General features: G+C 72.1%; 18 protein-coding genes. 10 read left to right on the top strand and 8 right to left on the bottom strand.

Annotation, left to right across the window (positions count from 1 at the left end; genetic code table 11):
- The first annotated feature begins 3 nt into the window (after positions 1–3).
- The 3 genes from DEJ47_RS32720 to DEJ47_RS32710 are packed head-to-tail and all read left to right on the top strand — an operon-like array spanning position 4 to position 2,728.
- Complete coding sequence (locus DEJ47_RS32720; protein ID WP_150176029.1) at positions 4–858, top strand: CoA transferase subunit A; 855 nt, start codon at positions 4–6, stop codon at positions 856–858.
- Positions 855–1,631, top strand: a complete 777-nt coding sequence (locus tag DEJ47_RS32715; RefSeq protein WP_150174416.1) for a CoA-transferase subunit beta — start codon at positions 855–857, stop codon at positions 1,629–1,631. The genes DEJ47_RS32720 and DEJ47_RS32715 overlap by 4 nt, the downstream gene beginning before the upstream one ends.
- A gap of 8 nt (positions 1,632–1,639) precedes the next feature.
- Positions 1,640–2,728, top strand: a complete 1,089-nt coding sequence (locus DEJ47_RS32710) for an NAD(P)H-dependent flavin oxidoreductase (protein ID WP_150176028.1) — start codon at positions 1,640–1,642, stop codon at positions 2,726–2,728.
- Between the two features lie 13 nt (positions 2,729–2,741).
- Here DEJ47_RS32710 and DEJ47_RS32705 read toward each other — a convergent pair whose 3' ends face one another.
- The 4 genes from DEJ47_RS32705 to DEJ47_RS32690 form a co-directional block, all read right to left on the bottom strand.
- Complete coding sequence (locus tag DEJ47_RS32705; protein WP_150174414.1) at positions 2,742–5,390, bottom strand: ATP-binding protein; 2,649 nt, start codon at positions 5,388–5,390, stop codon at positions 2,742–2,744.
- A 162-nt stretch (positions 5,391–5,552) separates the two neighbouring features.
- Positions 5,553–6,710, bottom strand: a complete 1,158-nt coding sequence (locus tag DEJ47_RS32700) for an acetyl-CoA C-acetyltransferase (protein ID WP_150174411.1) — start codon at positions 6,708–6,710, stop codon at positions 5,553–5,555.
- A 49-nt stretch (positions 6,711–6,759) separates the two neighbouring features.
- A complete protein-coding gene (locus DEJ47_RS32695) occupies positions 6,760–7,392 on the bottom strand; it encodes a TetR/AcrR family transcriptional regulator (RefSeq protein ID WP_150176027.1) in 633 nt (210 codons plus the stop codon).
- A 51-nt stretch (positions 7,393–7,443) separates the two neighbouring features.
- The gene (locus DEJ47_RS32690; RefSeq protein WP_150174408.1) at positions 7,444–8,238 is read right to left on the bottom strand and encodes an SDR family oxidoreductase; all 795 of its coding nucleotides are present in this window, start codon (positions 8,236–8,238) and stop codon (positions 7,444–7,446) included.
- A 97-nt stretch (positions 8,239–8,335) separates the two neighbouring features.
- On the opposite strand from DEJ47_RS32690, the gene DEJ47_RS32685 reads away from it, so the two are divergent.
- From DEJ47_RS32685 to DEJ47_RS32670, 4 genes are all read left to right on the top strand, one after another.
- Positions 8,336–9,517 (top strand): acyl-CoA dehydrogenase family protein, encoded by a 1,182-nt coding sequence (locus DEJ47_RS32685; protein ID WP_150174405.1) that lies wholly within the window; start codon positions 8,336–8,338, stop codon positions 9,515–9,517.
- Positions 9,517–10,503, top strand: a complete 987-nt coding sequence (locus DEJ47_RS32680; RefSeq protein ID WP_150174403.1) for an acyl-CoA dehydrogenase family protein — start codon at positions 9,517–9,519, stop codon at positions 10,501–10,503. Before DEJ47_RS32685 ends, DEJ47_RS32680 begins: the two co-directional genes overlap by 1 nt.
- Before the next feature lie 191 nt (positions 10,504–10,694).
- Entirely contained in the window at positions 10,695–11,879 is a 1,185-nt protein-coding gene (locus tag DEJ47_RS32675; RefSeq protein WP_150174401.1) for an anhydro-N-acetylmuramic acid kinase, read from the top strand.
- A 76-nt stretch (positions 11,880–11,955) separates the two neighbouring features.
- Positions 11,956–12,945, top strand: a complete 990-nt coding sequence (locus tag DEJ47_RS32670; protein WP_150174398.1) for a DUF2510 domain-containing protein — start codon at positions 11,956–11,958, stop codon at positions 12,943–12,945.
- A 156-nt stretch (positions 12,946–13,101) separates the two neighbouring features.
- Here the strand turns inward: DEJ47_RS32670 and DEJ47_RS32665 are convergent, their stop codons facing one another.
- Entirely contained in the window at positions 13,102–13,686 is a 585-nt protein-coding gene (locus DEJ47_RS32665) for a TetR/AcrR family transcriptional regulator (protein WP_150174395.1), read from the bottom strand.
- A gap of 161 nt (positions 13,687–13,847) precedes the next feature.
- Between DEJ47_RS32665 and DEJ47_RS32660 the strand changes: the two genes are divergently transcribed.
- Together DEJ47_RS32660 and DEJ47_RS32655 are read left to right on the top strand one after the other, a co-directional pair.
- Entirely contained in the window at positions 13,848–14,645 is a 798-nt protein-coding gene (locus DEJ47_RS32660; protein ID WP_150174393.1) for a phosphatase PAP2 family protein, read from the top strand.
- Positions 14,642–15,595 carry a DMT family transporter gene (locus tag DEJ47_RS32655; protein WP_190415679.1) on the top strand — a complete coding sequence of 318 codons (954 nt, stop codon included), beginning with the start codon at positions 14,642–14,644 and terminating at the stop codon, positions 15,593–15,595. The genes DEJ47_RS32660 and DEJ47_RS32655 overlap by 4 nt, the downstream gene beginning before the upstream one ends.
- 79 nt (positions 15,596–15,674) lie before the next feature.
- On the opposite strand, the gene DEJ47_RS32650 is transcribed toward DEJ47_RS32655, so the two are convergent.
- The 3 genes from DEJ47_RS32650 to DEJ47_RS32640 form a co-directional block, all read right to left on the bottom strand.
- On the bottom strand, positions 15,675–16,649 hold the full coding sequence (locus DEJ47_RS32650) for a phospholipid scramblase-related protein (protein ID WP_150174391.1): 975 nt from the start codon (positions 16,647–16,649) through the stop codon (positions 15,675–15,677).
- A gap of 112 nt (positions 16,650–16,761) precedes the next feature.
- On the bottom strand, positions 16,762–19,317 hold the full coding sequence (gene valS / locus DEJ47_RS32645) for a valine--tRNA ligase (protein ID WP_150174386.1): 2,556 nt from the start codon (positions 19,315–19,317) through the stop codon (positions 16,762–16,764).
- Positions 19,318–19,396: 79 nt separating this feature from the next.
- Complete coding sequence (locus DEJ47_RS32640; protein ID WP_150174384.1) at positions 19,397–21,454, bottom strand: phosphocholine-specific phospholipase C; 2,058 nt, start codon at positions 21,452–21,454, stop codon at positions 19,397–19,399.
- Between the two features lie 570 nt (positions 21,455–22,024).
- Here DEJ47_RS32640 and mgtA point away from each other — a divergent pair.
- Positions 22,025–24,754, top strand: a complete 2,730-nt coding sequence (mgtA, locus tag DEJ47_RS32635; RefSeq protein ID WP_150174381.1) for a magnesium-translocating P-type ATPase — start codon at positions 22,025–22,027, stop codon at positions 24,752–24,754.
- Positions 24,755–24,756: the final 2 nt, after the last annotated feature.

Genomic DNA, 24,756 nt, shown 5'->3' with positions numbered 1-24,756 from the left:
AGGATGACTCCCGACGAGATCGTGGGGCGCCTGGGCAGCGGCATGACGCTCGGCATCGGGGGCTGGGGCTCGCGCCGCAAGCCGATGGCGCTGGTGCGCGCGCTGCTGCGGTCCGACGTCACGGACCTGACCGTCGTCTCGTACGGCGGCCCGGACGTCGGCCTGCTCGCCGCGGCCGGCCGGATCCGCAGACTGGTCACCGCCTTCGCGACCCTCGACTCGATCCCCCTGGAGCCGCATTTCCGGGCGGCACGCGAGCGCGGCGCCTTCGAACTCGTCGAGCTGGACGAGGCGATGTTCATGCAGGGCCTCACCGCGGGCGCCCAGCGGCTGCCGTTCCTGCCGATCCGCGCGGGCCTCGGCTCCGACGTCCTGCGCGTCAACCCGCACCTGCGCACGGTCACCTCACCGTACGAGGACCGGGAGGAGCTCGTCGCCGTGCCCGCCCTGCGCATGGACGCGGCCCTGGTCCACCTGAACCGCGCGGACCGCTTCGGCAACGGGCAGTACCTGGGCCCCGACCCCTACTTCGACGACCTGTTCTGCGAGGCCGCCGACACCGCGTTCGTCTCCTGCGAACGCGTCGTCGACTCCGCCGAGCTCACCGCCCACGCGGCGCCCCAGACGATGCTGGTGTCCCGCCACGCGGTGACGGGCGTGACCGAGACGCCGGGCGGCGCGCACTTCACGTCCTGCGTGCCGGACTACGGCCGCGACGAGCCGTTCCAGAAGGCCTATGCGACGGCGGCGGCCGACCCGGACGCCTGGGACGCCTTCCGCACCCGCTTCCTCTCCCGGACCGGGACCGAACGGGATTATCGACTGGCCGTCCAGAACTGGCACAAGGAGCAGCGATGACACGGTACGCCACCGCCACTGCCACCCGCGCCGAGTACTGCGTGATCGCCTGCGCCGAGGCCTGGCGGGGCGACGGCGAGATCCTCGCCTCCCCCATGGGCACGGTCCCTTCGATCGCGGCCCGGCTCGCCAGGCTCACCTTCTCGCCCGACCTGCTGCTGACGGACGGCGAGGCCCTGCTCATCGGCGACGTGCCCGCGGTCGGCGCCGCGTCGGCGGTAACCGAGGGATGGCTGCCGTACCGCAAGCACCTGACGATGGTCATGGGCGGCAAGCGGCACGTGATGATGGGCGCGAGCCAGATCGACCGCTTCGGCAACCAGAACATCTCGTGCATCGGCGACTGGTCCCGGCCCAGGCGCCAGCTGCTCGGCGTGCGCGGCGCTCCGGTCAACACGCTGAACAATCCCGTCAGTTACTGGGTTCCGCGGCACTCCACGCGCGTGTTCGTCGAAAAGGTCGACATGATCAGCGGTGTCGGATACGACAGCGCGGCCGCCGCCGGGCCGTCCGCGACCCGCTTCCACGACCTCCGCCGCGTCGTCTCCGACCTCGGCGTCCTCGACTTCGGGGCACCCGGCCACGCGATGCGCCCGGTGTCCCTGCACCCGGGCGTGACCCTCGACCAGATGCGCGAGGCCACCGGCTTCTCTCTGCCCGTGCCGGACGCCGGCGTCCCGTACACCCGTGAGCCGACCGCGGAGGAGCTGCGGCTGATCCGTGACGTCGTGGACCCGCGGGGCCTGCGCGACCGTGAGGTGCGCAGGCCGTGACCCCCACGCTGAGGACCCCCCTGACGGAACTGGTCGGCGTACGGCACCCGATCGTGCAGACCGGCATGGGCTGGGTGGCGGGCCCCCGCCTGGTCTCGGCGGCCGCGAACGCCGGGGCGCTCGGCATCCTGGCCTCCGCGACCATGACGGTCGACCAGCTGCGCGCGGCGGTCCGCGAGGTCAAGTCCCGTACGGCAGCGCCTTTCGGGGTCAACCTGCGGGCCGACGCGGGCGACGCGCGGGACCGGGTCCGGGTCGTCGTCGACGAAGGGGTGCGGGTCGCGTCGTTCGCCCTCGCGCCCTCCGAGGAGCTGATCGCCGAGCTCAAGGACGCGGGTGTGGTGGTCGTCCCGTCGATCGGGGCGCGACGGCACGCCGAGAAGGTCGCCGCGTGGGGCGCGGACGCGGTGATCGTGCAGGGCGGCGAGGGCGGTGGCCACACGGGCGAGGTCGCCACCACGGTGCTGCTCCCGCAGGTCGTCGACGCGGTGGACATCCCCGTGATCGCGGCGGGCGGCTTCTACGACGGCCGCGGTCTGGTCGCCGCCCTCGCCTACGGCGCGGCGGGCGTGGCCATGGGCACGCGCTTCCTGCTCACCTCGGACTCGACGGTCCCGGACACCGTCAAGGCCCGCTACCTCGCGGCCTCCGTCAAGGATGTCACGGTCACGACGCGTGTGGACGGCCTCCCGCACCGGATGCTGCGCACGGAGCTGGTGGCGGGCCTGGAGAGGTCGGGCAGGGTCGCGTCGCTGACGCGGGCGGTGCGGCACGCGGCGGCGTTCCGGAAGGTCTCCGGCATGAGCTGGCGCCGCATGGCGCGCGACGGCCTCGCGATGCGGCACGGCAAGGACCTGACGTGGAGCCAGGTGCTGCTCGCCGCCAACACGCCGATGATGCTCAAGTCGGCGATGGTGGACGGCCGCCCCGAGGCGGGCGTGATGGCATCGGGCCAGGTGACGGGTCTGATAGACGACCTGCCGTCATGCGCGGAGCTGGTGGAACGCGTCATGGAGGAGGCGGCGAAGACGCTCGATCGCCTGCCGGGACCGTCTCCGGACCGTCGGGCGACAGGTCTCGGCACGTCCGGCGGCTGAGGACCCCGAGTCCTTACCTCTTCACCAGCCCCAGATGGTCCAGCGCGCGCTCGGCGAGACCGTCCGCCCCGCAGGTACGGGCGAGGGTCAGGCCGCGCTCCAGCTCCGGCACGGAGTCCGCCGCGATGCCGTACTCGACGCGGGCGACCGCGTGTTCGTACGCGCAGGGCGAGGCTTCCAGGTAGGAGGCGGCCTGGCGGTACAGGGCGACCGAGCGCGGCCCCGTCTCCAGAGCCGCCGCGCACCGCAGCGCCTCCCCGATGGCGGTGTCCGTGCCGAACCGTTCGGCCTGCCTGCGGGCGTCCGCGACGAGGTGCGCCGCGCGCTTGGGGTCCTCGTGGGCCAGCGCGCGTGCGAGGTCGTACGCCCGCGGGGCGAGGACGGTGTTGTACTGGCCGCGTGCGGTCAGCGCCTTCGCCGTGGCCTCCAGTTCGTTGAGGCCGTCCTTCGTCCGCCCGAGGGCCAGCAGGAGACGGCCGCGTACGGACGGCGCGTCGGGTACGTAGATCGTGGAGGCGGAAGGCGGCGCGAAGCCGTACTGGTCGGCGACGGCGCCCGCCTCCGTGATGTGGCCGCGTGCCAGCAGGGTGTCGATGAGCATGCTGGCCGCCTCCCAGTGCATGGGCAGGCCCTGGCCGACGCGGTCGGCGAGGCGCAGGCTTTCGCGCAGGGACCGCTCGGCGTCCGTCAGGCGGCCACGCCTGCGGTACACGTAGCCCAGGAAGGCGTGCGAGAGGGCGAGGTGTCCGCCGCTCCACCCGGCGGTCTCGTAGGCCCTGACGGCCTCGGTGAAGAGGCTCTCCGCGCGGTCCAGGCGGTCCGAGAAGGCGTACGACCCGCCGAGCATCAGGCGGAGTTCGAAGGTCCACTCCGGGTCGGTCCAGCCGAGTCCTGGCGCGAGGCGGCCGTTGACGAGGGCGCGGTCGCAGAGCTCGACGACCAGCTCCGCGCTCTCGCCGCGGGTCATGGCGTCGAAGGCCCGCAGGATCAGCAGGGCCCGCTCGGAGTTGTCACGACCGGCGAGAGGTCCCGCGAGCTTGGCGAGCTGTTTCGAGCGGGCGGGCGAGTCCTCCTCGCCCGCGTGAATGCCCTCCCACATGTAGCGCACGGCCTGCAGGCGCAGCAGCGCGGGCCCCTGTTCGAGCCTGCTCGCCTCGTCGGCGATGGCCCGCAGGCCCTCCTCCAGCTGGTCGTTGTGGACGAACGCCTGGGACAGACGGCAGACCGCGTCGACGCGCAGGCCCTGGTCGAGGCCGGGCATGGAGAGGGCCTCGCGCAGGTGCCTGATGGTGGTGGCGGGCGAGGTCAGCATGGTGGCGCAGCCGAGTTCGTAGAGCACGCGCGCGTGGATGTCGGGCAGCGGCGGCTCGCGCAGGGCGCGTTCCAGACAGCGGCGTGCCGCGTCGGGGGCGCCGACGGCGAGGTGTTCGGCGGCGGCCTCGCGGAGCTGCTCGACGAGCTCGGGGTCGTCATCCGGGTGAACTTCGAGGAGGTGCGGCGAGGCGGCCGCGGCGCCCCTGCCGTCGTGGGTGATGACCGCCGCGGCCACGCCGTGCATCGCGGTGCGGGTGGCTGCCGGGATGGAGCGGTAGACGGTGCCCGCGATCAGCGGGTGGACGAACTCCAGGCCTTCGTCGCCACTGACCAGGATGCGTGCCGCGCAGAGGCGCTCGGCGCAGCGTTCCGCGCTGTCGTGTGTCATGCCTGCGAGGGAGGCGGCGAGGTCGAGGGAGATGGCGCTGCCGAGGATGGCGGCGGCCCAGGCGAAGCGGGTGGCGTCGGTGCCGAGCCCTTCGAGGCGGGCGACGAGGCCGCGGCCGCGGGCCGTGCGGTTGAGGGCGCGCAGTTCGTCGGCGGAGCCCTCGACGGGTTCGAGTTCGCTGTCCTGGACCTTGGCGAGGAGCTCGACGGATTCGTACGGGTTGCCGCCGGTGACGGCCCAGACCTCGCGGCAGAAGGGTGCGTCGGCGTGCTCGCCGAGCGTCGCGCGGGTGAGGCCCGCGGCGGCTTCCGGGGTGAGGGCGCGCAGGGTGGTGAACGAGCGGGCCTCGGCGGCGACCGTCGCGAGGTGGCGTGCGCTGTCGCCCTCGGCCTCGCCGGGCCTGCGGGCGACCACGACGAGCACGGGCAGTTCGTGCAGCCGCTGGGCGAACGCGGCCAGCCAGTGCAGTGTTTCCTGGTCGGCCCAGTGCGCGTCGTCGATGAGGAGGACGAGGGGCCAGTGCAGCCGGGCGAGCCGGGAGACCGCTTCGACGAGGCCGTCGCAGACGCCCTGCGGGTCGGCCTGGCGCCCGCCGGGCTCGGCTATGCCCAGCGCGGGGCCCGCGATGTCGTAGCAGTCGCCGAAGTACTCGCGGGCCTCGTCGGGGCCGAGCTGGACGAGTGCGGGCTGCAGCAGTTGACGTACGACGTTGAACGGGACGGAGGTGACCGTCGCGCCGCCGCGCGCCGACCAGACCGTGGCACGGCCCTCGACCATGCGGCGCACTTCGGCGAGGAGCGCCGTCTTGCCGATGCCGGCTTCGCCGCTGAAGGCGAGCAGGCCTCCGGCGGCGGTGGATTCGGCGCAGAGCTCGTCGACGGCCCGGGTCACCGCGGCGAGTTCGACCTCGCGCTCCCACAGCGGGGCCCAGGTGGCTCCTCCGGGCCGTCCCTGCGTCATCGCGCTACCTCCCGGGGTCGCTCAATCGACGTACAGAAGTCGAGACTAGCCGGGTCGGAGCCGTGATGGAGAGCGGTCCGGGCAGGTACTCCCGCAAGGAGTGAGGAAGATGTCGTTCCGGGGACGGCCCGCGGGTGCCGACGGGGGTTCGAGGAGAGGCTCCTACAGGCGTTCGATGATGGTCACGTTGGCCTGGCCGCCGCCTTCGCACATGGTCTGGAGGCCGAACCGGCCGCCGGTGCGCTCCAGTTCGTGCAGGAGGGTCGTCATCAGCTTGACGCCGGTGGCGCCGAGGGGGTGGCCGAGGGCGATCGCGCCGCCGTTGACGTTGACCTTCTCCGGGTCGGCGCCGGTCTCCTGGAGCCAGGCGAGAGCGACGGGCGCGAACGCTTCGTTGATCTCGACGAGGTCGATGTCGGCGATGGTCATGCCGGTCTTCTTCAGGGCGTGCGCGGTGGCGGGGATGGGCGCGGAGAGCATGCGGATGGGGTCCTCGCCGCGTACGGAGAGGTGGTGGACGCGGGCGCGGGGCGTCAACCCGTGTTCGTGTACGGCCCGTTCGCTCGCGATGAGCATCGCGGCGGCGCCGTCGGAGACCTGCGAGGAGCAGGCCGCTGTGATCGTGCCGCCGTCGAGGACGGGCTCCAGAACTGCCATTTTCTCCAGCGTCGTGTCGCGCCGCGGGCCTTCGTCGGTGGTGACGTCCCCGTAGGGGACGATCTCGCGGTCGAAGCGGCCCTCGTCGATGGCCTGGATGGCGCGGCGGTGCGAGCGGAGCGCGAACTCCTCCATGGCGCGGCGGGATATGCCCCACTTCTCGGCGATCGACTGGGCGCCGTGGAACTGGTTCACGGGCCGGTCGCCGTAGCGGGCGCGCCAGCCCTCGCTGCCCGCGTAGGGACCCTGGGTGAGGCCGAGGGGCTCGGCGGCCTGCCGGGAGGCGAAGGCGATGGGGATCATCGACATGTTCTGGGTGCCGCCCGCGACGACGAGGTCCTGGGTGCCGGACAGGACGCCTTGTGCGGCGAAGTGCACGGCCTGCTGGGACGAGCCGCACTGCCGGTCGACCGTCACGCCGGGCACCTCCTCGGGGAGTCCGGCCGCCAGCCAGCTGGTGCGGGCGATGTCGCCGGCCTGCGGCCCGACCGTGTCGAGGCAGCCGAAGACGACGTCCTCGACGGCGGCGGGGTCGACGCCGGTGCGCTCGACGACCGCCTTGAGCACATGGGCGCCCAGGTCGGCGGGGTGGACCGCGGAGAGCCCGCCCTTGCGCCTGCCGACGGGGGTGCGGACCGCTTCGACGATGTAGGCCTCGGCCATGACTGCGTACTCCTCGGTCGTGGGCGCCGTGCGAGCGACGACGCGCCTGCTACGTGCGTACGGAGATGCCGTCGAGGACCATCGACAGGTACTGGCGGGCGATCTCCTCGGGGCTGTGGCCGCCGCCGGGCCGGTACCAGGACGCGGCGACCCAGACGGTGTCGCGCACGAAGCGGTAGGCGAGGCGGACGTCCAGGTCGTCGCGGAAGACGCCTTCCGCGACACCGCGCTCCAGCGTCGTCAGCCAGGCCTTCTCGAAGCGCTGCTGTGAGTCCGACAGGTACTGGAAGCGCTGCTGGGCGACGAGGTGCCGGGACTCCTTCTGGTAGATCGCGACGGCGGCACGGTGCCGGTCGATCTCGCGGAAGGACTCGGTGACGAGGGCTTCGAGTGTGGCGCGGGGGTCCAGCTGGGCCTGGAGCACGCTGTCGTACCCGTCCCACAGCTCGGTGAGGAAGGTGCGGAGGATCTCCTCGAGCATCGACTCCTTGGAGTCGAAGTGGTAGTAGAGGCTGCCGGCGAGCATGCCCGCGGCGTCGGCGATCTTGCGGACCGTGGTCGCGTTGTAGCCCTGCTCGGCGAAGACGTCGGCGGCGATGGCGAGCAGTTCGCGGCGTCGCTCGGGCGAGGGGCTCACCTGGGGCTTCTTCTGGGACTGCTTCTGGGACTGCTTCTGGGGCACGGGCTTTTCACCGGCGCTCTGTTTCGGATTCGGCACACGGACATTCTCCGCCTAGGCGTGCTGGCTGCTGACCGAGACCGTCTCCCCTGTCATGTACGAGGAGTAGCCGCTGGCCAGGAAGACGATGACGTTGGCTATCTCCCAGGGCTCGGCGTGCCGCCCGAACGCCTCCCGCGCGGTGAGCTCTTCGAGGAGTCCGGGCGAGGTGACCTTCGCGAGGTGGGGGTGCAGGGCGAGGCTCGGCGAGACCGCGTTGACGCGGATGCCGTGGGGGGCCGCTTCGAGCGCGGCGCACCGGGTGAGGGCCATGACGCCGGCCTTCGCCGCGGCGTAGTGCGCCTGGCCCGCCTGGGCGCGCCAGCCGAGCACGGAGGCGTTGTTCACGATGACGCCTTCGCGGCCCGCGGCCCGCAGGCGGCGCAGGGCTTCGCGGGTGGAGCGGAAGGTGCCGTTGAGCGTGACGTCGACGACCTTGTCCCACTGGGCGTCGGTCATCTCGGTGAGTTCGGCGGTGCCGCCGAGTCCCGCGTTGTTCACCACGATGTCCAGGTGCCCGTGGCGCTGCTCGGCGAGGTCGAACAGGGCGTTGATCCGGGCCGTGTCGGTGACGTCGCACGGGATGCCGTCGATCCGGTCGGGACCGAACTCCTCGGCGAGCGCCGCCACCGACTGCTTCGTCCGCACGGCGTGGGCGTCGCCGATGACGACGCGGGCGCCCTCCTCCAGGAAGCGGCGCGCGGTGGCGCCGCCGATGCCCGCTCCGGCCGCCGCCGTGATCACGGCGGTGCGGTCCGCGAGCAGGTCGTGCGCGGGCACATAGGCGGGTGCGTGGGCGGGCGCGTCCATGGGCTCCCCGATTCCGGCTCTCGACTCCTCGGCACCCTTCAAGGTAATCTACCAAACACTTGTTAGGGAAGACCGAGGAGTCGAAGGGCGGCCACCGATGGACCTGGACTTCACCGCCGAGGAGAGGGAGTTCAGGCAGCGGGCGCGCGCGTGGCTCGCCGCGCACGTGCCGGCCGCGCCGCTGCCCTCGCTGGAGACCGGGGAGGGTTTCGCGGCCCACCGGGAGTGGGAGCGCACGCTCGCGGCCGACCGCTGGTCGGTGGTGTCGTGGCCGGAGGAGTACGGCGGGCAGGGCGTCGACATCGTCAAGTGGCTGCTGTTCGAGGAGGAGTACTACGCGGCGGGTGCGCCCGGCCGGGTCTCCCAGAACGGCATCAGCCTCCTCGCGCCCACCCTCTTCGACTTCGGCACCGAGGAGCAGCGCGCGCGGGTGCTGCCCGCCATGGCGACGGGTGAGGTGATCTGGGCGCAGGCCTGGTCGGAGCCGGAATCGGGCTCCGACCTGGCGTCCCTGCGCTCCACCGCGCGGCGCACGGACGGGGGCTGGCTGATCAGCGGTCAGAAGACGTGGTCGTCACGGGCGGCGTTCGCCGACCGCGCGTTCGGCCTGTTCCGCAGCGAGCCGCCCGAGACGCACCCCGGCAAGCCGCACCGGGGCCTGACCTACCTGATGTTCCCGCTCGACGCGGACGGGGTGACGGTGCGGCCCGTCGGCCGCCTGGACGGCAAGCCCGCGTTCGCCGAACTCTTCCTGGACGACGTCTTCGTGCCGGACGAGGACGTGATCGGCGAGCCGGGCCAGGGGTGGCGGATCGCCATGTCGACGACGGGCGACGAACGGGGTCTGACGCTGCGCTCCCCCGGCCGCTTCCTCGCCGCCGCCGACCGGCTCGCCCGGCAGTGGCGCACGTGCCCCGATCCGGCCGGCCCCGGCGACACGGCGCTGCGCGACCGGGTCGCCGACGCGGTCATAGGCGCGCGCGCCTACGCGTTGTTCACCTGGGCGAACGCCTCGCGGTTCGCGGCGGGCGAGACGATCGGCGCCGAGTCCAGCCTCAACAAGGTCTTCTGGTCGGAGTACGACATCGCGCTGCACGAGACGGCGCTCGATCTGCTCGGCCCGGACGGCGAGTTGCTCGACGGCTCGCCCGCGCAGGGCCCCGACTGGGCGGAGGGGTACGTGTTCTCGCTCGCCGGACCCATCTACGCCGGCACGAACGAGATCCAGCGGGACATCATCGCCGAGCGGCTGCTCGGCCTGCCGAAGGGACGTCGCTGATGAGGTTCCTCCTCGACGACGAGCAGCGGGAGTTCGCACGTTCCCTGGACGCGATGCTGACGGCGGCAGACACGGTGGCCGCCACGCGCGCGTGGAGCGTCGGCGAGCACGCTCCGGGGTGGGCCGTGTGGCGGCGGCTCGCGGACGCGGGCGTCTTCGCGCTGCCCGTTCCCGGGGAGTACGAGGGGGTGGGGCCGCTCTCCGTGGAGACGGCCGTCGCGTTCGTGGAGGTGGGGCGGCACGCCGTGCCGGGTCCCGTCGTCGAGACGGTGGCGGCGGCCGCGCTCCTCGCCCACCTCGCCGAGGAGGGCGAACGGGAACCCGCCGAGCGCTTCCTGCCCTCCCTGGCCTCGGGCGCGGCGACCGCGACACTGACACTGCCGCAGGGCGGCCCGCTCGCCCTGGACGCGGACGCGGCCGACCTGATCCTGACCGCGGCCGACGGCGAGTTGCGGCTCGCCCCCGGGCACGCGCGCGTGCGCCGCTCCCTGGACCCCGCGCGCCGCCTCGCCGCGCCGTCGCCGGGCGGCGAACTGCTCGCCTCGGGACCCGCCGTCACGTCGGCGGCGCGGCACGCGACGGCCTGGGCGGCGCTCGCCACGGCCGCGCAGTCACTGGGCGTCGGTCTGGCCCTGCTCGACAGGACGGTCGCGTACGCGAAGCAGCGCACCCAGTTCGGTTCCGCGATCGGCGCGTTCCAAGCGGTCAAGCACCGGCTCGCGGACGTCCTGGTGCGCCTGGAGTTCGCGCGTCCCCTGGTGTTCGGCGCCGCGACGACGATGGCACCGGGCGACATCGCCGCGGCCAAGGTGACGGCGGCGGAGTCCGCGTACGGGGCGGCCCGCGCCGCCCTCCAACTGCACGGCGCGATCGGCTACACGGCGGAGTTCGACCTGTCCCTGTGGCTCACGAAGGCACGGGCGCTGCGGGGCGCGTGGGGGGACCCGGGGGTGTGGAGGGGACGGGTGCTCGCGGCGCGCGAGTGACGCGGCCGTGCGGGGGGGGGCGCCCGGAGGGGATCCGGAGGTGCGGAAGGGGCGGGTGCTCCGCGTGCGCCGGGAACGTGGCGCCGCGCACCCCTCCCGCCGGGCCTCGTTTCCGGGAACTCGGGCCGGGCGCGGGCCGCGGGATGCGATGATCAAGCGCATTGGGGAGCCGACCGAGAAGGAGGCCCCACGTGCGCGTGATCGGGCTCATGTCAGGGACCTCGTACGACGCGATCGACGCGGCAGCCGCCGATCTGACGCTCGACGGCGACCGCCTGGTCCTCACCCCCCTCGGGCTGATCACCCGGGGCTACGACGAAGGGCTGCGGGCCGCGCTCGGCGCCGCGCTGCCGCCCGCCGCGACCACCCTCGCCGAGGTCTGCCGCCTGGACACGGACATCGGGCGCGCGTTCGCCGCCGCCGCGGTGGAGGCGGACCGCGAACTGTGCGACGGGCGGGCCGAGCTGGTCGCCTCGCACGGGCAGACCGTCTTCCACTGGGTGGAGGGCGGCCGGGTGCACGGCACGCTGCAGATCGGCCAGCCCGCGTGGATCGCCGAGGCGACCGGCCTGCCGGTGGTCTCCGACTTCCGTCCGCGCGACATCGCGGCGGGCGGTCAGGGCGCGCCCCTGGTGAGCCTCGTGGACCGCATGTGGCTGCGCGGCAGGCCGGGCAGCCCCGCCGCGCTGAACCTCGGCGGCATCGCCAACATCACCGCCGCCGACGGCACCGCCTTCGACACGGGCCCCGCCAACGCCCTGGTGGACGCGGCCGTGCACGAGGCGACGGGCGGCCGCCTCTCGTACGACCTGGACGGCGAACTCGCCGCGCAGGGCACGGTCGACGAGGGCCTCCTCACCCGGCTCCTGGACGAGCCCTACTACGCCCTGCCCGCGCCGAAGACGACGGGCAAGGAGCTCTTCCACCTGCCCTATCTGCGTACGGCGTTGAAGGGGTACGAGGCGCTGTCCACCGAGGACGTCGTCGCCACCCTCACCCGCCTCACCGCCCGCACGGTCGCCGACGCCATCCGTTCGGTGGGGGCATCGGAGGTCATCGCCTCCGGGGGCGGGACCGCGAACCCGGTGCTGATGAGGTTCCTGCGGGCGGAGTTGGGCGAGGGGCTGCCGCTGCGCACGTCCGGCGAGCTCGGTCTGCCTTCCGCGGCGAAGGAGGCGTACGCCTTCGCCGTACTCGGTTTCCTGACGCTGCACGGCCTGCCGGGCACCGTCCCGGCGAGCACCGGCGCCCGGCACGCGAGCGTGCTGGGTTCGATCACCCCGGGACGGCGCGGGACGCAGTGGCCGAGGGCGACGGAGGGGGCCCGGGGACCGGTGCGGCTCGTCGTCAACGGGCATGAGGCCGCGGGCCGGTAGGGAGGACGGGCAGAGCGGCCGAATTGTGGCCGCCCCTCTCATCCGCCTTTCACGCGGGGCTCATACGCTGACCGGCATGACCCAGATGACTCCCCCGGGCTGGTACCCCGACCCCGGCCGGACCGCCGACGGTCCTCCCACCGAGCGCTGGTGGGACGGGACCGTGTGGACGGACCAGGTGCGCGCCGCCGGCACCGCGGCCGATCCGACGCAACCGGCCTTCCCGGCGTACCCCGGACAAGCCCCGGCGTACCCGGGCCAGGCCCCGGCGTATCCCGGCCAGGCCCCCGCCCCCGCCCCGCGTCGCACACTGCGCGTGGCGATAGCCGCGGGCGTCGTGCTCGTCGTCCTCGCCGGGATAGGCGGGGGCGTGTACGCCCTCACCTCCGACGACAAGAGCGACGGCGGCGGCTCCGCGGTGAAGGAGCCGTCGGCCGGCGCCCCGCAGGACCCCGACTCCTCGGAGGCCCCGCGTTCCCCGGCACCCGACCCGCAGGGCCCTGAGCAGGGTCCGCAGCAGGACCCCGGCTTCGCCAGTGACATGGTGAACGGCATCAAGATCCCGGTGCCGGACGGCTGGAAGGGCGGCAGCACCCAGTACGGCGCCGGGGTGCAGACGGACCCCATCCCCTGCCCCGGCAACACCAGCGAGCAGTGCACCCGCGGCAGCGCCTTCTCGCAGTCGGCCGAGCAGCTGAAGATCGACGCGAAGACGCCGGAGGCGGCGGCCAAGGCGGACATCGAGAAGAACGCCGCGCAGGGCTACGGCGGCAAGACCTACGGCAAGATCACCTCGCACAAGGTGCTGGCCTCCGAGCCCATCACCGTGGCGGGGCAGAAGGGCTACCACGTCCGCTGGAAGGCCGTCACGGAAAAGAGCGACGACGGCTACGTCGAGTCGCTCGCCTTCCCCTCCCCCGCCGACAAGTCGAAGATCGTCGTCGTCCGCATGGGCATCGACGTCAACGACAAGGCACCGTCGCAGTCCGCCATGGACGAGATCGCGAAGGGCATCAAGGCGGGGCCGGTGGGCGCGAGCGGCGGCGGCAACGGCCAGGACGTGTAGCGCGGGCCGCAGCGGCCTCAGACACAGCAGGGCCGGGCGGGGTTCCTCGCCGCTCAGGAGGAACACCGCCCGGCCCGGGGGTGCGCGCCGCCCCCGTCCCCACGGTGCGGCGCGGGCGGGCCCGGGTCCCGTCATCCAACGGACCCGGGCCCACGATCAGGTGAGGCCCAGTGCGGGGAGCACGCAGGCCTCGACGAAGCGGGTCACGTACTCCTCGTCGGCGTACGCCCCCTCCAGAATGGGGCGGGCGCGCAGCACGCCGAACAGTTGCACCGAGAGGAACTCCACCGCCGGGTGCCCCTCGGCGATCTCGCCGCGCTCGACCCCGCGCCGGATGATCGCGGCCATGGCCTGCAGCTCCGGCTCCACCAGCGTCTCGCGCAGGACCCGCTGCAGGTCCTCGTCCTGGAGGACCGCGTGGCTGAGGGCCTGGACCAGCATCGTGTCACGGCCCGACTGCTCTCCGGCCGCGCGTGCCGCCTCCCGCAGGTCCCCGGCGAGGCTGCCGGTGTCGATGCCCGCGAACCGCACACAGCGGTTGGCGCGCAGCGCTGCGGCCACGAACTGGGGCTTGGTCTTCCACTGCCGGTAGAGCGTGGACTTGCTGCACTTCGTGCGGGCGGCGACGCCTTCCATGGTCAGCGCCTCGTACCCGCACCGGCGGAGCTGGTCGAGGACGGCGTCGTAGAACTCCTGCTCACGCTCGGGCGTGATCTTCGAGCGGTTCGACGTCGACGTCATGGCTCTTCTCCTGGGTACGGCGGCCGGTCCGCGCGTCCGGCACCTTTCGATACGCCAGTGTACCGGTACGCCTCCGTATCGGTACACTGGCGTATCGATGAGTGGGGCGATCCCTCGCTCAAGCACCGCACCACCCAGTCGTCACGCAAAGGGGCCGGGGGATGGAATCCCGAACCGAGCCTGCCGAACGGGAGCCGGACATACAGGTCCGACCGCCCCTCGTCCGCGAGCTCCTCCTCGTCGTAGGACTCTTCCTCGTCTACAAGTTCGGCAGGCAGCTCGCCAACGGGCACACCACCGAGGCGTTCCACAACGCGCACCGCGTGTGGGACGCCGAGCGCACGCTGCGCCTGCCCGGCGAGGGCGCCGTACAGGACGCCCTGCTCAGCAGCGACACGCTGATCCACGTCGCGAACACGTACTACGCGACCGTGCACTTCCCCGCGACGCTGCTGTTCCTGGTCTGGCTGTACCTGCGCAGGCCGCGGCATTACGTGTGGACGCGCCGCGTGCTCGCCGCGCTCACCGCGGCCGCGCTCGTCCTGCACCTCGGCTTCCCGCTCGCTCCCCCGCGCATGCTGGACGCCGCGCACCTCGTGGACACGGCGCAGGTGTACGGGCCCTCGGTGTACGCCGCGAAGCCCGCGACCGACACGATGGCGAACCAGTTCGCCGCCATGCCGTCCCTGCACTTCGGGTGGGCGCTGATGCTCGCCGTCGGCATGATCGTCGCCACGTCGTCGCGGTGGCGGTGGCTGTGGCTGCTGCACCCGCTCCTCACCCTGCTCGTCGTGGTGGGCACCGCCAACCACTACTGGCTCGACGCGCTCGCGGCGACCGCGCTCCTCGGCATCGCTCTCGCGGTGATCCGGCTGCCGCGCCCCGGCCGCTCGCTGGTCGTGCGGCGCTCGGTGCCCGCGCCGTCGCACGGGCTGGTCTCCTCGGGGGCCGGCCGATGAGCGCCACACTGCTCGCCGTCGCCCTCTCGCTGGTCTCCGCGGCCGCGTACGCCGCGGCGGCGGTGGCCCAGGAGCGGTTGGCCTCGCGCGTCCACGACGGCGAGAGCGGGGTCCTGCGGATGCTCGGCAGCGGCGTCTGGTGGTCCTCCGTCGGACTCAACGCGTCCGCGGCGCTGCTGCACGTGGCGGCGCTCAAGTACGGTCCGCTCACCCTGGTCCAGCCGCTGGGTGCCCTCACCCTGGTCGCCGCGGTGCCGCTCGGCGCGCGCCTCGCGGGACGCCGGGTCACGCGCCTGGAGTGGCGCGGCACGGGGCTCACGCTCATCGGCCTCGGCGCGCTCCTCCTGACGGCCTCCGGACCGGCGCCGGACGACACGCTGACGGTGCCGGAGGCCCTGGTCGTGGCCGCGGCGACGATGGCGGTCATCGGGGTCCTCTCCCGGCCCGGCACGCGGCCCGGCCTGCGGCACGCGACCGCGTCCGGCTTCGCCTCGGGCGTCGCGTCGGCGCTCACGCAGACCGTGACGGTCGCCGTCACGGACCGGTCGGGACCACTCCTGAGCCCGCAGGTGGTGATCGTGGCGGTGCTGGTCGCGGCGTTCGCCGCGGGCGGCCTGCTGCTCTCGCAGACCGCCTACCGCGGCGGCCTGGGCGCCCCACTCGCCGTGGTGACGCTCGCCAACCCCGTGGCGGCCTCCGTCATCGGCGTGGCGCTGCTCGGCGAGCGCCTCCAGGGCGGCATCGGCGGCATCCTGCTCGCCGTGGCGGGCGCGGCGGTGGCGGCGTACGGAGTGGTCGTGCTCACGCGGTCGCCGCGCGATCCGGCGGTCGCGCTGGGCGAGCTCGGGCCGGGCCCCAGTCTTGCGGTGGCCATCCCCGGTCAGCCCGTGGCACCTGAAGGGGCGCGGGGAACCGCGCGATCTGCCGCATCCGGCCTGCAGAACGCCTGAGGCAGCAAGACGAAGCGGCGCCGGTCGCCCCCTTGCGGAAGGGGGCGACCGGCGCCGCTGTCACGCCCGGCGGGTCCGGTCACCCGAATCCGCGGGCGTCCTGCTTGAGCGCCGTGTCGACGGTGAGCGCCGTCGCCACGACGAGGCTCAGGAGCGGCTCGGGCAGCTGGTAGTGGATCTGCAGGACGTAGTTGTCCGCGGTGGTGAACATCGTCTTGGCGAGGCCCTCCCACGTCTTCGTGATCCGGGCGACCTCGTTGTCCGCGTGGTCGACGATCGAGAAGTTCCAGGCACGCCAGTTCTCCGCCTTGATCGCGCCGACCTGCTGGCCGTTCACCATCATGGCGAAGTTGATCTTGCCGATCATGTTCTGCTGGACGATCTCGCCGACCGGCTGACCGTCCGCGCGCTCGACGATGACCCGCGACTTCATGAACTTGCGGGGGCGGGTCAGCATCATCTGCGGCTGGCCGTACGCGTCGCGGATCTCCAGCTTGTGCGTCATGAACTGGTCGATGCTGGCGACGAATCGCGCGACCTTCTTCAGCGCGCTCTGGCCGACCTGGACGACCGAACCGAGCGTGTTGCCCGACTGGTCCATCACGCTGTACTCGTTCGTCAGCTCGATGAGCTTCGCCTTCTGGTTCACGACCAGGACCGGCTCGGTGAACAGCGTGCCGCCGCCCTGCGCGGACGGCGCGACACCGGCCTGCTTCTGCACCTGGCGCTGCACCTTGGCCGGGTCGGCCATGGGCGGGGCCTGGGGCGCCGCCTGGGACTGGCCGCCGAACTGGCCCTGCAGCGCGGCGGTCTGCGGCTGCCCGAACTGGCCCTGCGGCGCCTGCGCGGGCTGGGCGGGCTGGTCCTGCGGCGCCGACGCGGGCTGGGCCTGCTGGGCCTGCTGGGCCTGCTGGGCCGGAGCCTGCTGCTGGCCGCCCTGTGGGGCCGGATTGGTGTGGTCCGTCCACTGGGAGCCGTCCCACCAGCGCAGCAGCTGGGGCGCGCCGTGCGGGTCCGGGTACCAGCCTGCAGGTGTGTTCGAATGCGTTGTCACCCGGGTGACCCTACCCTCCGTGCACGGGCGCCCCGCCAGCCCCTTGCCGAGTTGTTATGTCCGACTCAACCCGGACCGGCGTCGGCCGGTATCCGCCGATTCGCGTCCGACGTCACCACGTGACCTCCACCCGCAACGAGCCCTCCCCCTCCCGCAGCTCCACCGCGCCGATCCGCCCCGCCGCCCGCACGTCGCCCTCCGCCGCCGCGAAGTGGTCCAGCGTCGCGCGCGGTGCCGTCACCGTCGCCCCCGCGACCTCCGTGCGCATCGACAGGCGCGCCTGCGACTTCGCCCTGCGCATCGCGGCGATGGCTTCCGACGCCGTCGTGAGGACCGCCGCGTCGCCCGCGTGCCGTCGCAGCTCCGCGCCGTCCGGCCACGGCGCGCGGTGGACCGAGCCCTCCTTCCACCACGACCGGACCTCCTCCGTGACGAACGGCAGGACCGGCGCGAAGAGGCGGAGGAGGACGTCGAGCGCCGTACGGAGCGCGGCCCGTGCGGAGTCCGCCGCGGCGGCGTCGCCGTGGTCGCCGTACGCGCGGGCCTTGACCAGTTCGACGTAGTCGTCGCAGAAGTGCCAGAAGAGCTGCTCCGTGCGCTCCAGGGCGCGGGCGTAGTCGAAGCTCTCGAAGGCCGCGGTGGCCTCGTCGACGGTCGACGCGAGGACGGCGAGCAGCGCCCGGTCGAGCGGCTCCGTGACGGCGGCCCCGTCCCCCGCCCCGGCTTCGCCGAGGCTCAGGACGAACCTGCCGACGTTCAGGAGCTTCGTCGCGAGCCTGCGGCCGATCTTCATCTGGCCGGTGTCGAACGCCGTGTCCGTGCCGGGCCGCCCGCTCGCCGCCCAGTAGCGGACCGCGTCCGAGCCGTACTGCTTCAGGAGATGGCCGGGAGTGACCACGTTGCCCTTGGTCTTGGACATCTTCTTGCGGTCGGGGTCCAGGATCCAGCCGGAGATCGCCGCGTGCCTCCAGGGCAGCGTGTCGTGCCCGGTGTGGGCGCGCAGGACCGCGGCGAACAGCCAGGTGCGGATGATCTCGTGGGACTGGGGCCGCAGGTCCATCGGGAAGACCCGCGCGAACAGGTCGGGGTCGGAGCGCCACTTCCCGGCGATCTGCGGGGTGAGGGACGACGTGGCCCAGGTGTCCATGACGTCCGGGTCGCCGGCGAAGCCGTGCGGGACGCCGCGCTGTGCCGCTTCGTATCCGGGCGGGGTGTCGGTGCTCGGGTCGACGGGCAGGGCGGACCGGTCGGGGACGAGGGGGCGGTTGTGGTCGGGCTGCCCGGACGCGTCCAGCGGGTACCAGACGGGGATCGGGACGCCGAAGAACCGCTGGCGGCTGATCAGCCAGTCGCCGTTGAGGCCGCCGACCCAGTTCTCGTACCGGACCCGCATGTGCGGCGGATGCCAGGCGAGTTCGGCGCCGCGGGCCAGGAGCCGGTCGCGCAGGGCGGCGTCGCGGCCGCCGTTGCGGACGTACCACTGGCGGGTCGTGACGATCTCCAGGGGCTTGTCGCCCTTCTCGAAGAACTTGACCGCGTGGGTGACGGGGCGCGGCTCGCCGAGCAGGTCACCGCTCTCGCGCAGCATCCCGACGATCCGTTCCCGGGCGGTGTGCGCGGTGGCGCCCGCGAGCCGCGCGTACGCGGCGACGGCGGCCGGGGACTCGACGCCGGCCGGCGGATCGGCGAGGAAGCGGCCGTCCCAGCCGATGACCGGCCGCGTGTCGAGCCGCAGTTCGCGCCACCAGGTCACGTCGGTCGTGTCGCCGAACGTGCAGACCATCGCGAGCCCCGTGCCCTTGCCGGGCATCGCGAGGGGGTGGGAGAGGACGGGGACCTCGACGTCGAGGAGCGGGGAGCGGACGGTCGTGCCGAACAGGTCCTGGTGGCGCTCGTCGTCGGGGTGGGCGACCAAAGCGACGCAGGCGGGCAGGAGTTCGGGTCGTGTCGTCTCGATGAGGACGGCGTGGCCGTCCGCGGCCCGGAAGCGGAGCTTGTGGTACGCGGCGGTCCGTTCCCTGTCCTCCAGTTCGGCCTGCGCGACCGCCGTGCGGAAGGTGACGTCCCAGAGGGTGGGCGCCTGCGCGAGGTAGGCGTCACCGCGCTCCAGGCCCTCCAGGAACGCGTGCTGCGAGGCGGCGCGCGCGTCCGCGTCGATGGTCCGGTAGCCGTGCGACCAGTCGACGGAGAGCCCGAGGCGCCGCCACAGTTCCTCGAAGACCTTCTCGTCCTCGCCGGTGAGCCGCTCGCACAGCTCGATGAAGTTCCGGCGGGAGACGGGCGTTTGATGTCGGCCCGGCTTCTCGGGCGGGGTGAAGTCCGGGTCGTGCGGCAGGGCGAGGTCGCAGCGGACGCCGAAGTGGTTCTGGACCCGGCGTTCCGTCGGCAGACCGTTGTCGTCCCATCCCATGGGATAGAAGACTTCCTTGCCGCGCATGCGCTGGTAGCGGGCGATCGTGTCGGTGTGCGTGTACGAGAAGACGTGGCCGACGTGGAGCGAGCCGCTGATGGTGGGCGGCGGCGTGTCGATGGAGAAGATCTCGTCCCGGGTCTTCGAGCGGTCGAAGGCGAATACGCCCGACTCGTCCCATCGCCGAGACCACTTCTCTTCGAGCCCGTCGAGGACGGGCTTCTCGGGGACGCCTGCACGGCGATGGGTGTCTGCCATGCCTCTGGATGCTATCCAGGCGCGCCGAGTGCAGGCGCCCCCTTTTTCTCGATGTCAGATGTCAGACGGTGGTCCGGCCTCAGACAGTGCGGATCGCCGGGTCGCTGACGCCCGCCGCGCCGGTCTCCACGTGACCGGCGAGGCGCCGCAGGAATCCCGCGTCCGCGTCGGACTTCACCGTCAGGTCGTACCAGCGCTTGGTGGCCCGCAGGTCGACGGTGTGCTGGACGGAGGATCCTGCCTTGACCTTGAAGGTCTGCCCCGCGCCGCCGTAGGCGTTGGTCACCGTGAGGTTCACATCCGTGCTGCCCGCGTTCTTCAGGGTCAGTTTGATGTTGCCCGTGGTGCCGTCGTGGCGGGCGACGACCTCGGGGCCCGCCTTCTTGCCGGGGCCCTTGAAGGTGCGCAGGAAGCCGTTGGGGCCGAAGACGGAGAGGTCGTAGGTGTCCTTGGAGTACTTCGAGTTCCAGGTGTCGGAGAGCGACTTGCCCGCCTCCGTGGTGTACGTCCAGGGGCCGTCGGTGCGGTTGGCGGACCGCACGTGGAAGCAGACACCGGCCTTGGCGCCGCCGCTGAACGTGAGCGTGAACTTTCCGGCGACGGGGTCCGCGGCGCCGTCCACGAGTGGCGCGTACGGCAGCGGGCGGGCGGGCCGGGAGCCGCGCTCCTGCTTGGGCAGGGCCGGATTGGCGGGTGCCTTGGGCACGTAGTCGGGGTGGCGCTTGTTGTCCGGCGGCTCGTAGCCGGCGGTGTCGGGGAGCTCGGCCGGGTCGGTGTCCTTGCCGCTGAAGTCGAACGCGGACGTCAGGTCGCCGCAGATCGCGCGGCGCCACGGCGAGATGTTGGGCTCCTTGACGCCGAAGCGCCTCTCCATGAAGCGGATGATCGACGTGTGGTCGAAGACCTCGGAGTTCACGAAGCCGCCGGTGCTCCACGGTGAGACGACGATCATCGGGACGCGCTGGCCGAGTCCGTAGTGCCCGGCCGCGTAGGAGGCGTTGCCCGGGAAGTAGTCGAGGGTGGTGTCGACGGTGGACTTGCCCTGGTTGGCGTCCTTCGGCACGTACGGCGGGACGATGTGGTCGAAGTAGCCGTCGTTCTCGTCGTAGGTGATGAACAGTGCCGTCTTCGCCCACACCGCCGGGTTGGAGGTGAGCGCGTCCAGGACCTGGGCGATGTACCAGGCGCCGTAGTTCACGGGCCAGTTGGGGTGCTCGGTGAAGGCCTCCGGGCAGGCGATGTAGGAGACCTGCGGGAGCCTGTCCGCCTTCACGTCGGCCGTGAGGATGTCGAAGTACCCGTCGCCCGCCTTGGCGTTGGTGCCCGTGCGGGCCTTGTCGTGGAGCGGGTCGCCGGGCTTGGCGTTGCGGTACTTGTTGAAGTAGAGGAGCGAGTTGTCGCCGTAGTTGCCGCGGTAGGCGTCGTTGATCCAGCCCCAGTGTCCGGCCGCGTCCAGACCGTCACCGATGTCCTGGTAGACCTTCCAGCTCACGCCCGCCTGCTCCAGGCGCTCGGCGTACGTCGTCCAGTCGTACCCCGCCTCCTGGTTGCCGAGGACCGGGCCGCCGCCCTTGCCGTCGTTTCCGACGTGCCCGGTGAGCATGTAGTAGCGGTTGGGGTCGGTCGCGCCCATGAACGAACAGTGGTAGTCGTCGCAGACCGTGAAGGCGTCGGCGAGCGCGTAGTGGAACGGGATGTCGTTCCGCTCCAGGTAGGCCATCGTGCGCTCGGACTTGGCGGGGATCCACTGGTCGTACGCGCCGTTGTTGAACGCCTTGTGGCCGCCGGCCCAGTCGTGGTCGAGGCCCGCGATGAACTGCATGCCGAGGTTGTCGGCGTCCGGGTGGAACGGCAGCACTTCCCTGCCGCCGTTCGCCTGGTGCCAGACCGGCTTGCCGCTGGGCAGGGTCACCGGGCGCGGGTCGCCGAAGCCGCGGACGCCCTTCAGCTTGCCGAAGTAGTGGTCGAAGGAGCGGTTCTCCTGCATGAGCACCACGACGTGCTCGACGTCCTTGATGGTGCCGGTGGCGCGCCTGGCGGGGAGGGACGCGGCGCGGGCGATGCTCTGGTTGAGCATGGCGAACGTCGCGGTGCCGCCGGCCAGCTGCATGAAGCGGCGCCGATTGAGTTCAGGCATGACTATTCCGACCTCGTGTTTTGTGGGGGACGCGAGCGGGGTGAAGTGTGCCAAGGGGAGCAAGCGCTGCGGAAGGGGCTGTGACGGGCGTGTGAAGAGAAGTCCAACCCTTGGTGGGCAGGACACAAGTCCCGGGCATTCAGGGCGAAGGTCCCATATTTGACATAGGGGAATGCGCGTGACTCACTTGGCCGTGCACCGTCCGGCGGTGCGTTCCACTTCGTCCCGCGATCGCAAGGAGGTGTTCGGGATGAGTCCCGAAGGAAGTCCTTGCGTCGACGGTGATCTTCTCTGAGGCTGCGCTCCGCAGCTGACAGCCGCCCTCCCGTGGCCGCTGTTCGTTTCCCGTAGGTTTCGGCCACTCTGCGCCGCCGCCTCCGAGGCGTTCCCGCCGCCGTTTCCCGTGCATCATTCCTGCTCCGCCGCGCCGCGGCCATGACGGCGACGCCTCATGTCCACGTCGCGCCGCGCCCGCGACGGCCGGGAAATTTCTTCACCCCGTATTCACACACACCCACGTCCTCGTGCCCGGGTCTGCCTCGTCATGCCCCGCACGGAGGGAGGTCTGCCATGAACAAGCTGATTCCCCAGGTACGCCTGGCCCCGCCAGGCGAGAACCCCCGTCCCGCTCCCCGTACCCGCAAGGCCGCCGAACTGGACGCCCGCACCCGCGAGGCCGGCGCCCGGCTCGCCGAACTCAGCGCGCTCCCCGCCCGCGACGTCCTGCGCGAGCTCAACACCACGTCCCGCGGCCTGCGTCAGGACCAGGTCCTCGAGCGCATCCAGCGGTACGGCGAGAACACCGTCGCGCACGAGCGCGCACCGCACTGGACCGTGCAGCTCGCCAAATCCTTCCGGAACCCCTTCATCGGGGTGCTCGTCGTGCTCGCGGCCGTCATGTACTGGCAGGACCCCGCCGACCCCGGCGTCTACATCCTCACTTCCATGGTGCTGATCAGCGCGCTGCTCCGGTTCTGGCAGGAGTTCCGCTCCTCCCGGTCGGCCGAGGCGCTGAAGAAGCTGGTCACGACGTCCTGCGCCGTCCAGCGGCGCCGGAGCGAGACCGCGGACACCGAAGAGATCCCGATGGCGCAGGTCGTCCCCGGCGATCTCGTGCGGCTCGCCGCCGGCGACCTGGTCCCCGCCGACCTTCGGCTGCTCACCGCCAAGGACCTGATGGTGAGCCAGGCCGCGCTGTCCGGCGAGTCGCTGCCCGTCGCGAAGGCCGACACGCGCGCCCACGACCTGGGCCAGCGGACCACCACCGACCCCGTGGAGGCCGACAACCTCTGCCTGATGGGCACGTCGGTGACGTCCGGCACGGCGACCGGCGTGGCCGTCGCGACCGGCGCGCACACCTACTTCGGTTCCATGGCGGGCGCGCTGACCGGCGACCGCCCGCAGACCGCGTTCGACGTCGGCGTACGCCGGGTCAGCTTCCTGCTCATCCGCTTCATGCTGGTGATGGTCCCGGTCGTCTTCGCGATCAACGGCTTCACCAAGGGCGACTGGGACCAGGCGCTGTTGTTCTCGATCTCCGTGGCGGTCGGTCTCACGCCCGAGATGCTGCCGATGGTCGTCTCGGCGAACCTGGCGCGCGGCGCCGTCGCGATGTCCCGGCACCAAGTCGTCGTCAAGCAGCTCAACGCGATCCAGAACCTCGGCGCGATGGACGTCCTGTGCACCGACAAGACGGGCACGCTCACCGAGGACCGCATCGTCCTGGACCGCTGCCTCGGACCGCGCGGCGAGGAGGACCGCGAGGTGCTGGAGTACGCGTATCTGAACTCCCACTTCCAGACGGGGCTGCGCAACCTCATGGACCAGGCGGTCGTCGACCGGGTCGACGAGGCCGAGGAGGTTGTCGTCGACCGTCTCTTCACGATGATCGACGAGATCCCCTTCGACTTCGCACGCCGCCGCATGTCCGTCGTCCTGCGCCGCAACGAACTCGCGGGACCCGTCTTCGAGCACACCCTCATCACCAAGGGCGCGGTCGAGGAGGTCCTCGACCGGTGCTGCCACGTCATGGACCGCGGTGAGCGCGTCGAGCTCACTCCTGAGCTGCGGGCCCACGTCACGGACCTCACCGACCGCCACAACCGGGAGGGCCTGCGGGTCCTCGCGGTCGCCACCCGCACCTTCCCCGTCGACCCCGACGCCGCCGAGCGCGAGACCTACTCGGTGGCCGACGAGACGGAGCTGACGCTCGTCGGGTTCCTGGCCTTCCTCGACCCGCCGAAGAAGGACGCGGCGGCCGCCCTGCGCGCGCTCGCCGAGAACGGCGTCGCCGTCAAGGTCGTCACCGGCGACAACGAACTGGTCGCCGGGCGCGTCTGCGCCGACGTCGGCCTGGACACCGGGGAGCTGGTCACGGGCGCCACGGTCGACCTGGTCGACGACGTCGAGCTGATCCGACTGGCCCGTACGACCACGGTGTTCGCGAAGGTCAACCCGGTCCAGAAGGCGCGGATCGTGCGCGCCCTGAAGGCCGACGGGCACACGGTCGGCTTCCTCGGGGACGGCATCAACGACGCGGCGGCGCTGCGCGAGGCGGACGTGGGCGTCTCCGTCGACACAGCGGTGGACATCGCGAAGGAGTCCGCCGACATCATCCTCCTGAAGAAGGACCTGATGGTCCTGGAGCAGGGCGTGTTGATGGGCCGTCAGACGTTCGGCAACACCATCAAGTACATCAAGATGACGGCGTCGTCGAACTTCGGGAACGTCTTCTCGGTCCTGGTCGCCTCGGCCTTCATCCCCTTCCAGCCGATGCTCGCCATCCACCTCCTGGTGCAGAACCTCTGCTATGACATCAGCCAGCTCGCGATCCCGTGGGACCGCATGGACAAGGAGTACCTGAAGAAGCCGCGGGCCTGGGACGCGGGGGGCATCGGCCGGTTCATGGTCCGGGTCGGCCCGGTCAGCTCGGTCTTCGACATCACCACGTTCCTCGTTCTGTGGCACGTCTTCGGGGCCGACTCCCCCGCGGAACAGACGCTGTTCCAGACGGGCTGGTTCGTGGAGGGCCTGCTGTCCCAGACCCTCATCGTGCACATGATCCGCACCCGGAAGATCCCGTTCGTCCGGTCCCGCGCGTCGCTGCCGGTCCTGGTGATGACCGGCGCGGTGATGCTCTTCGGTCTCTGGCTGCCGTTCTCACCGCTGGCCGGCGCGCTGTCGATGGAGCCGCTGCCGATGAGCTACTTCCCGTGGCTGGCCGGAACGCTGCTCGCGTACTGCGCGCTCACGCAGGCGGTGAAGGGCTGGTACATCCGGCGATACCACGAGTGGCTGTAGGG

Origin of the sequence: Streptomyces venezuelae, from assembly GCF_008642355.1 — a bacterium.
GTDB lineage: Bacteria > Actinomycetota > Actinomycetes > Streptomycetales > Streptomycetaceae > Streptomyces > Streptomyces venezuelae_B.
This window is presented reverse-complemented; position numbering and strand designations above follow the sequence as displayed.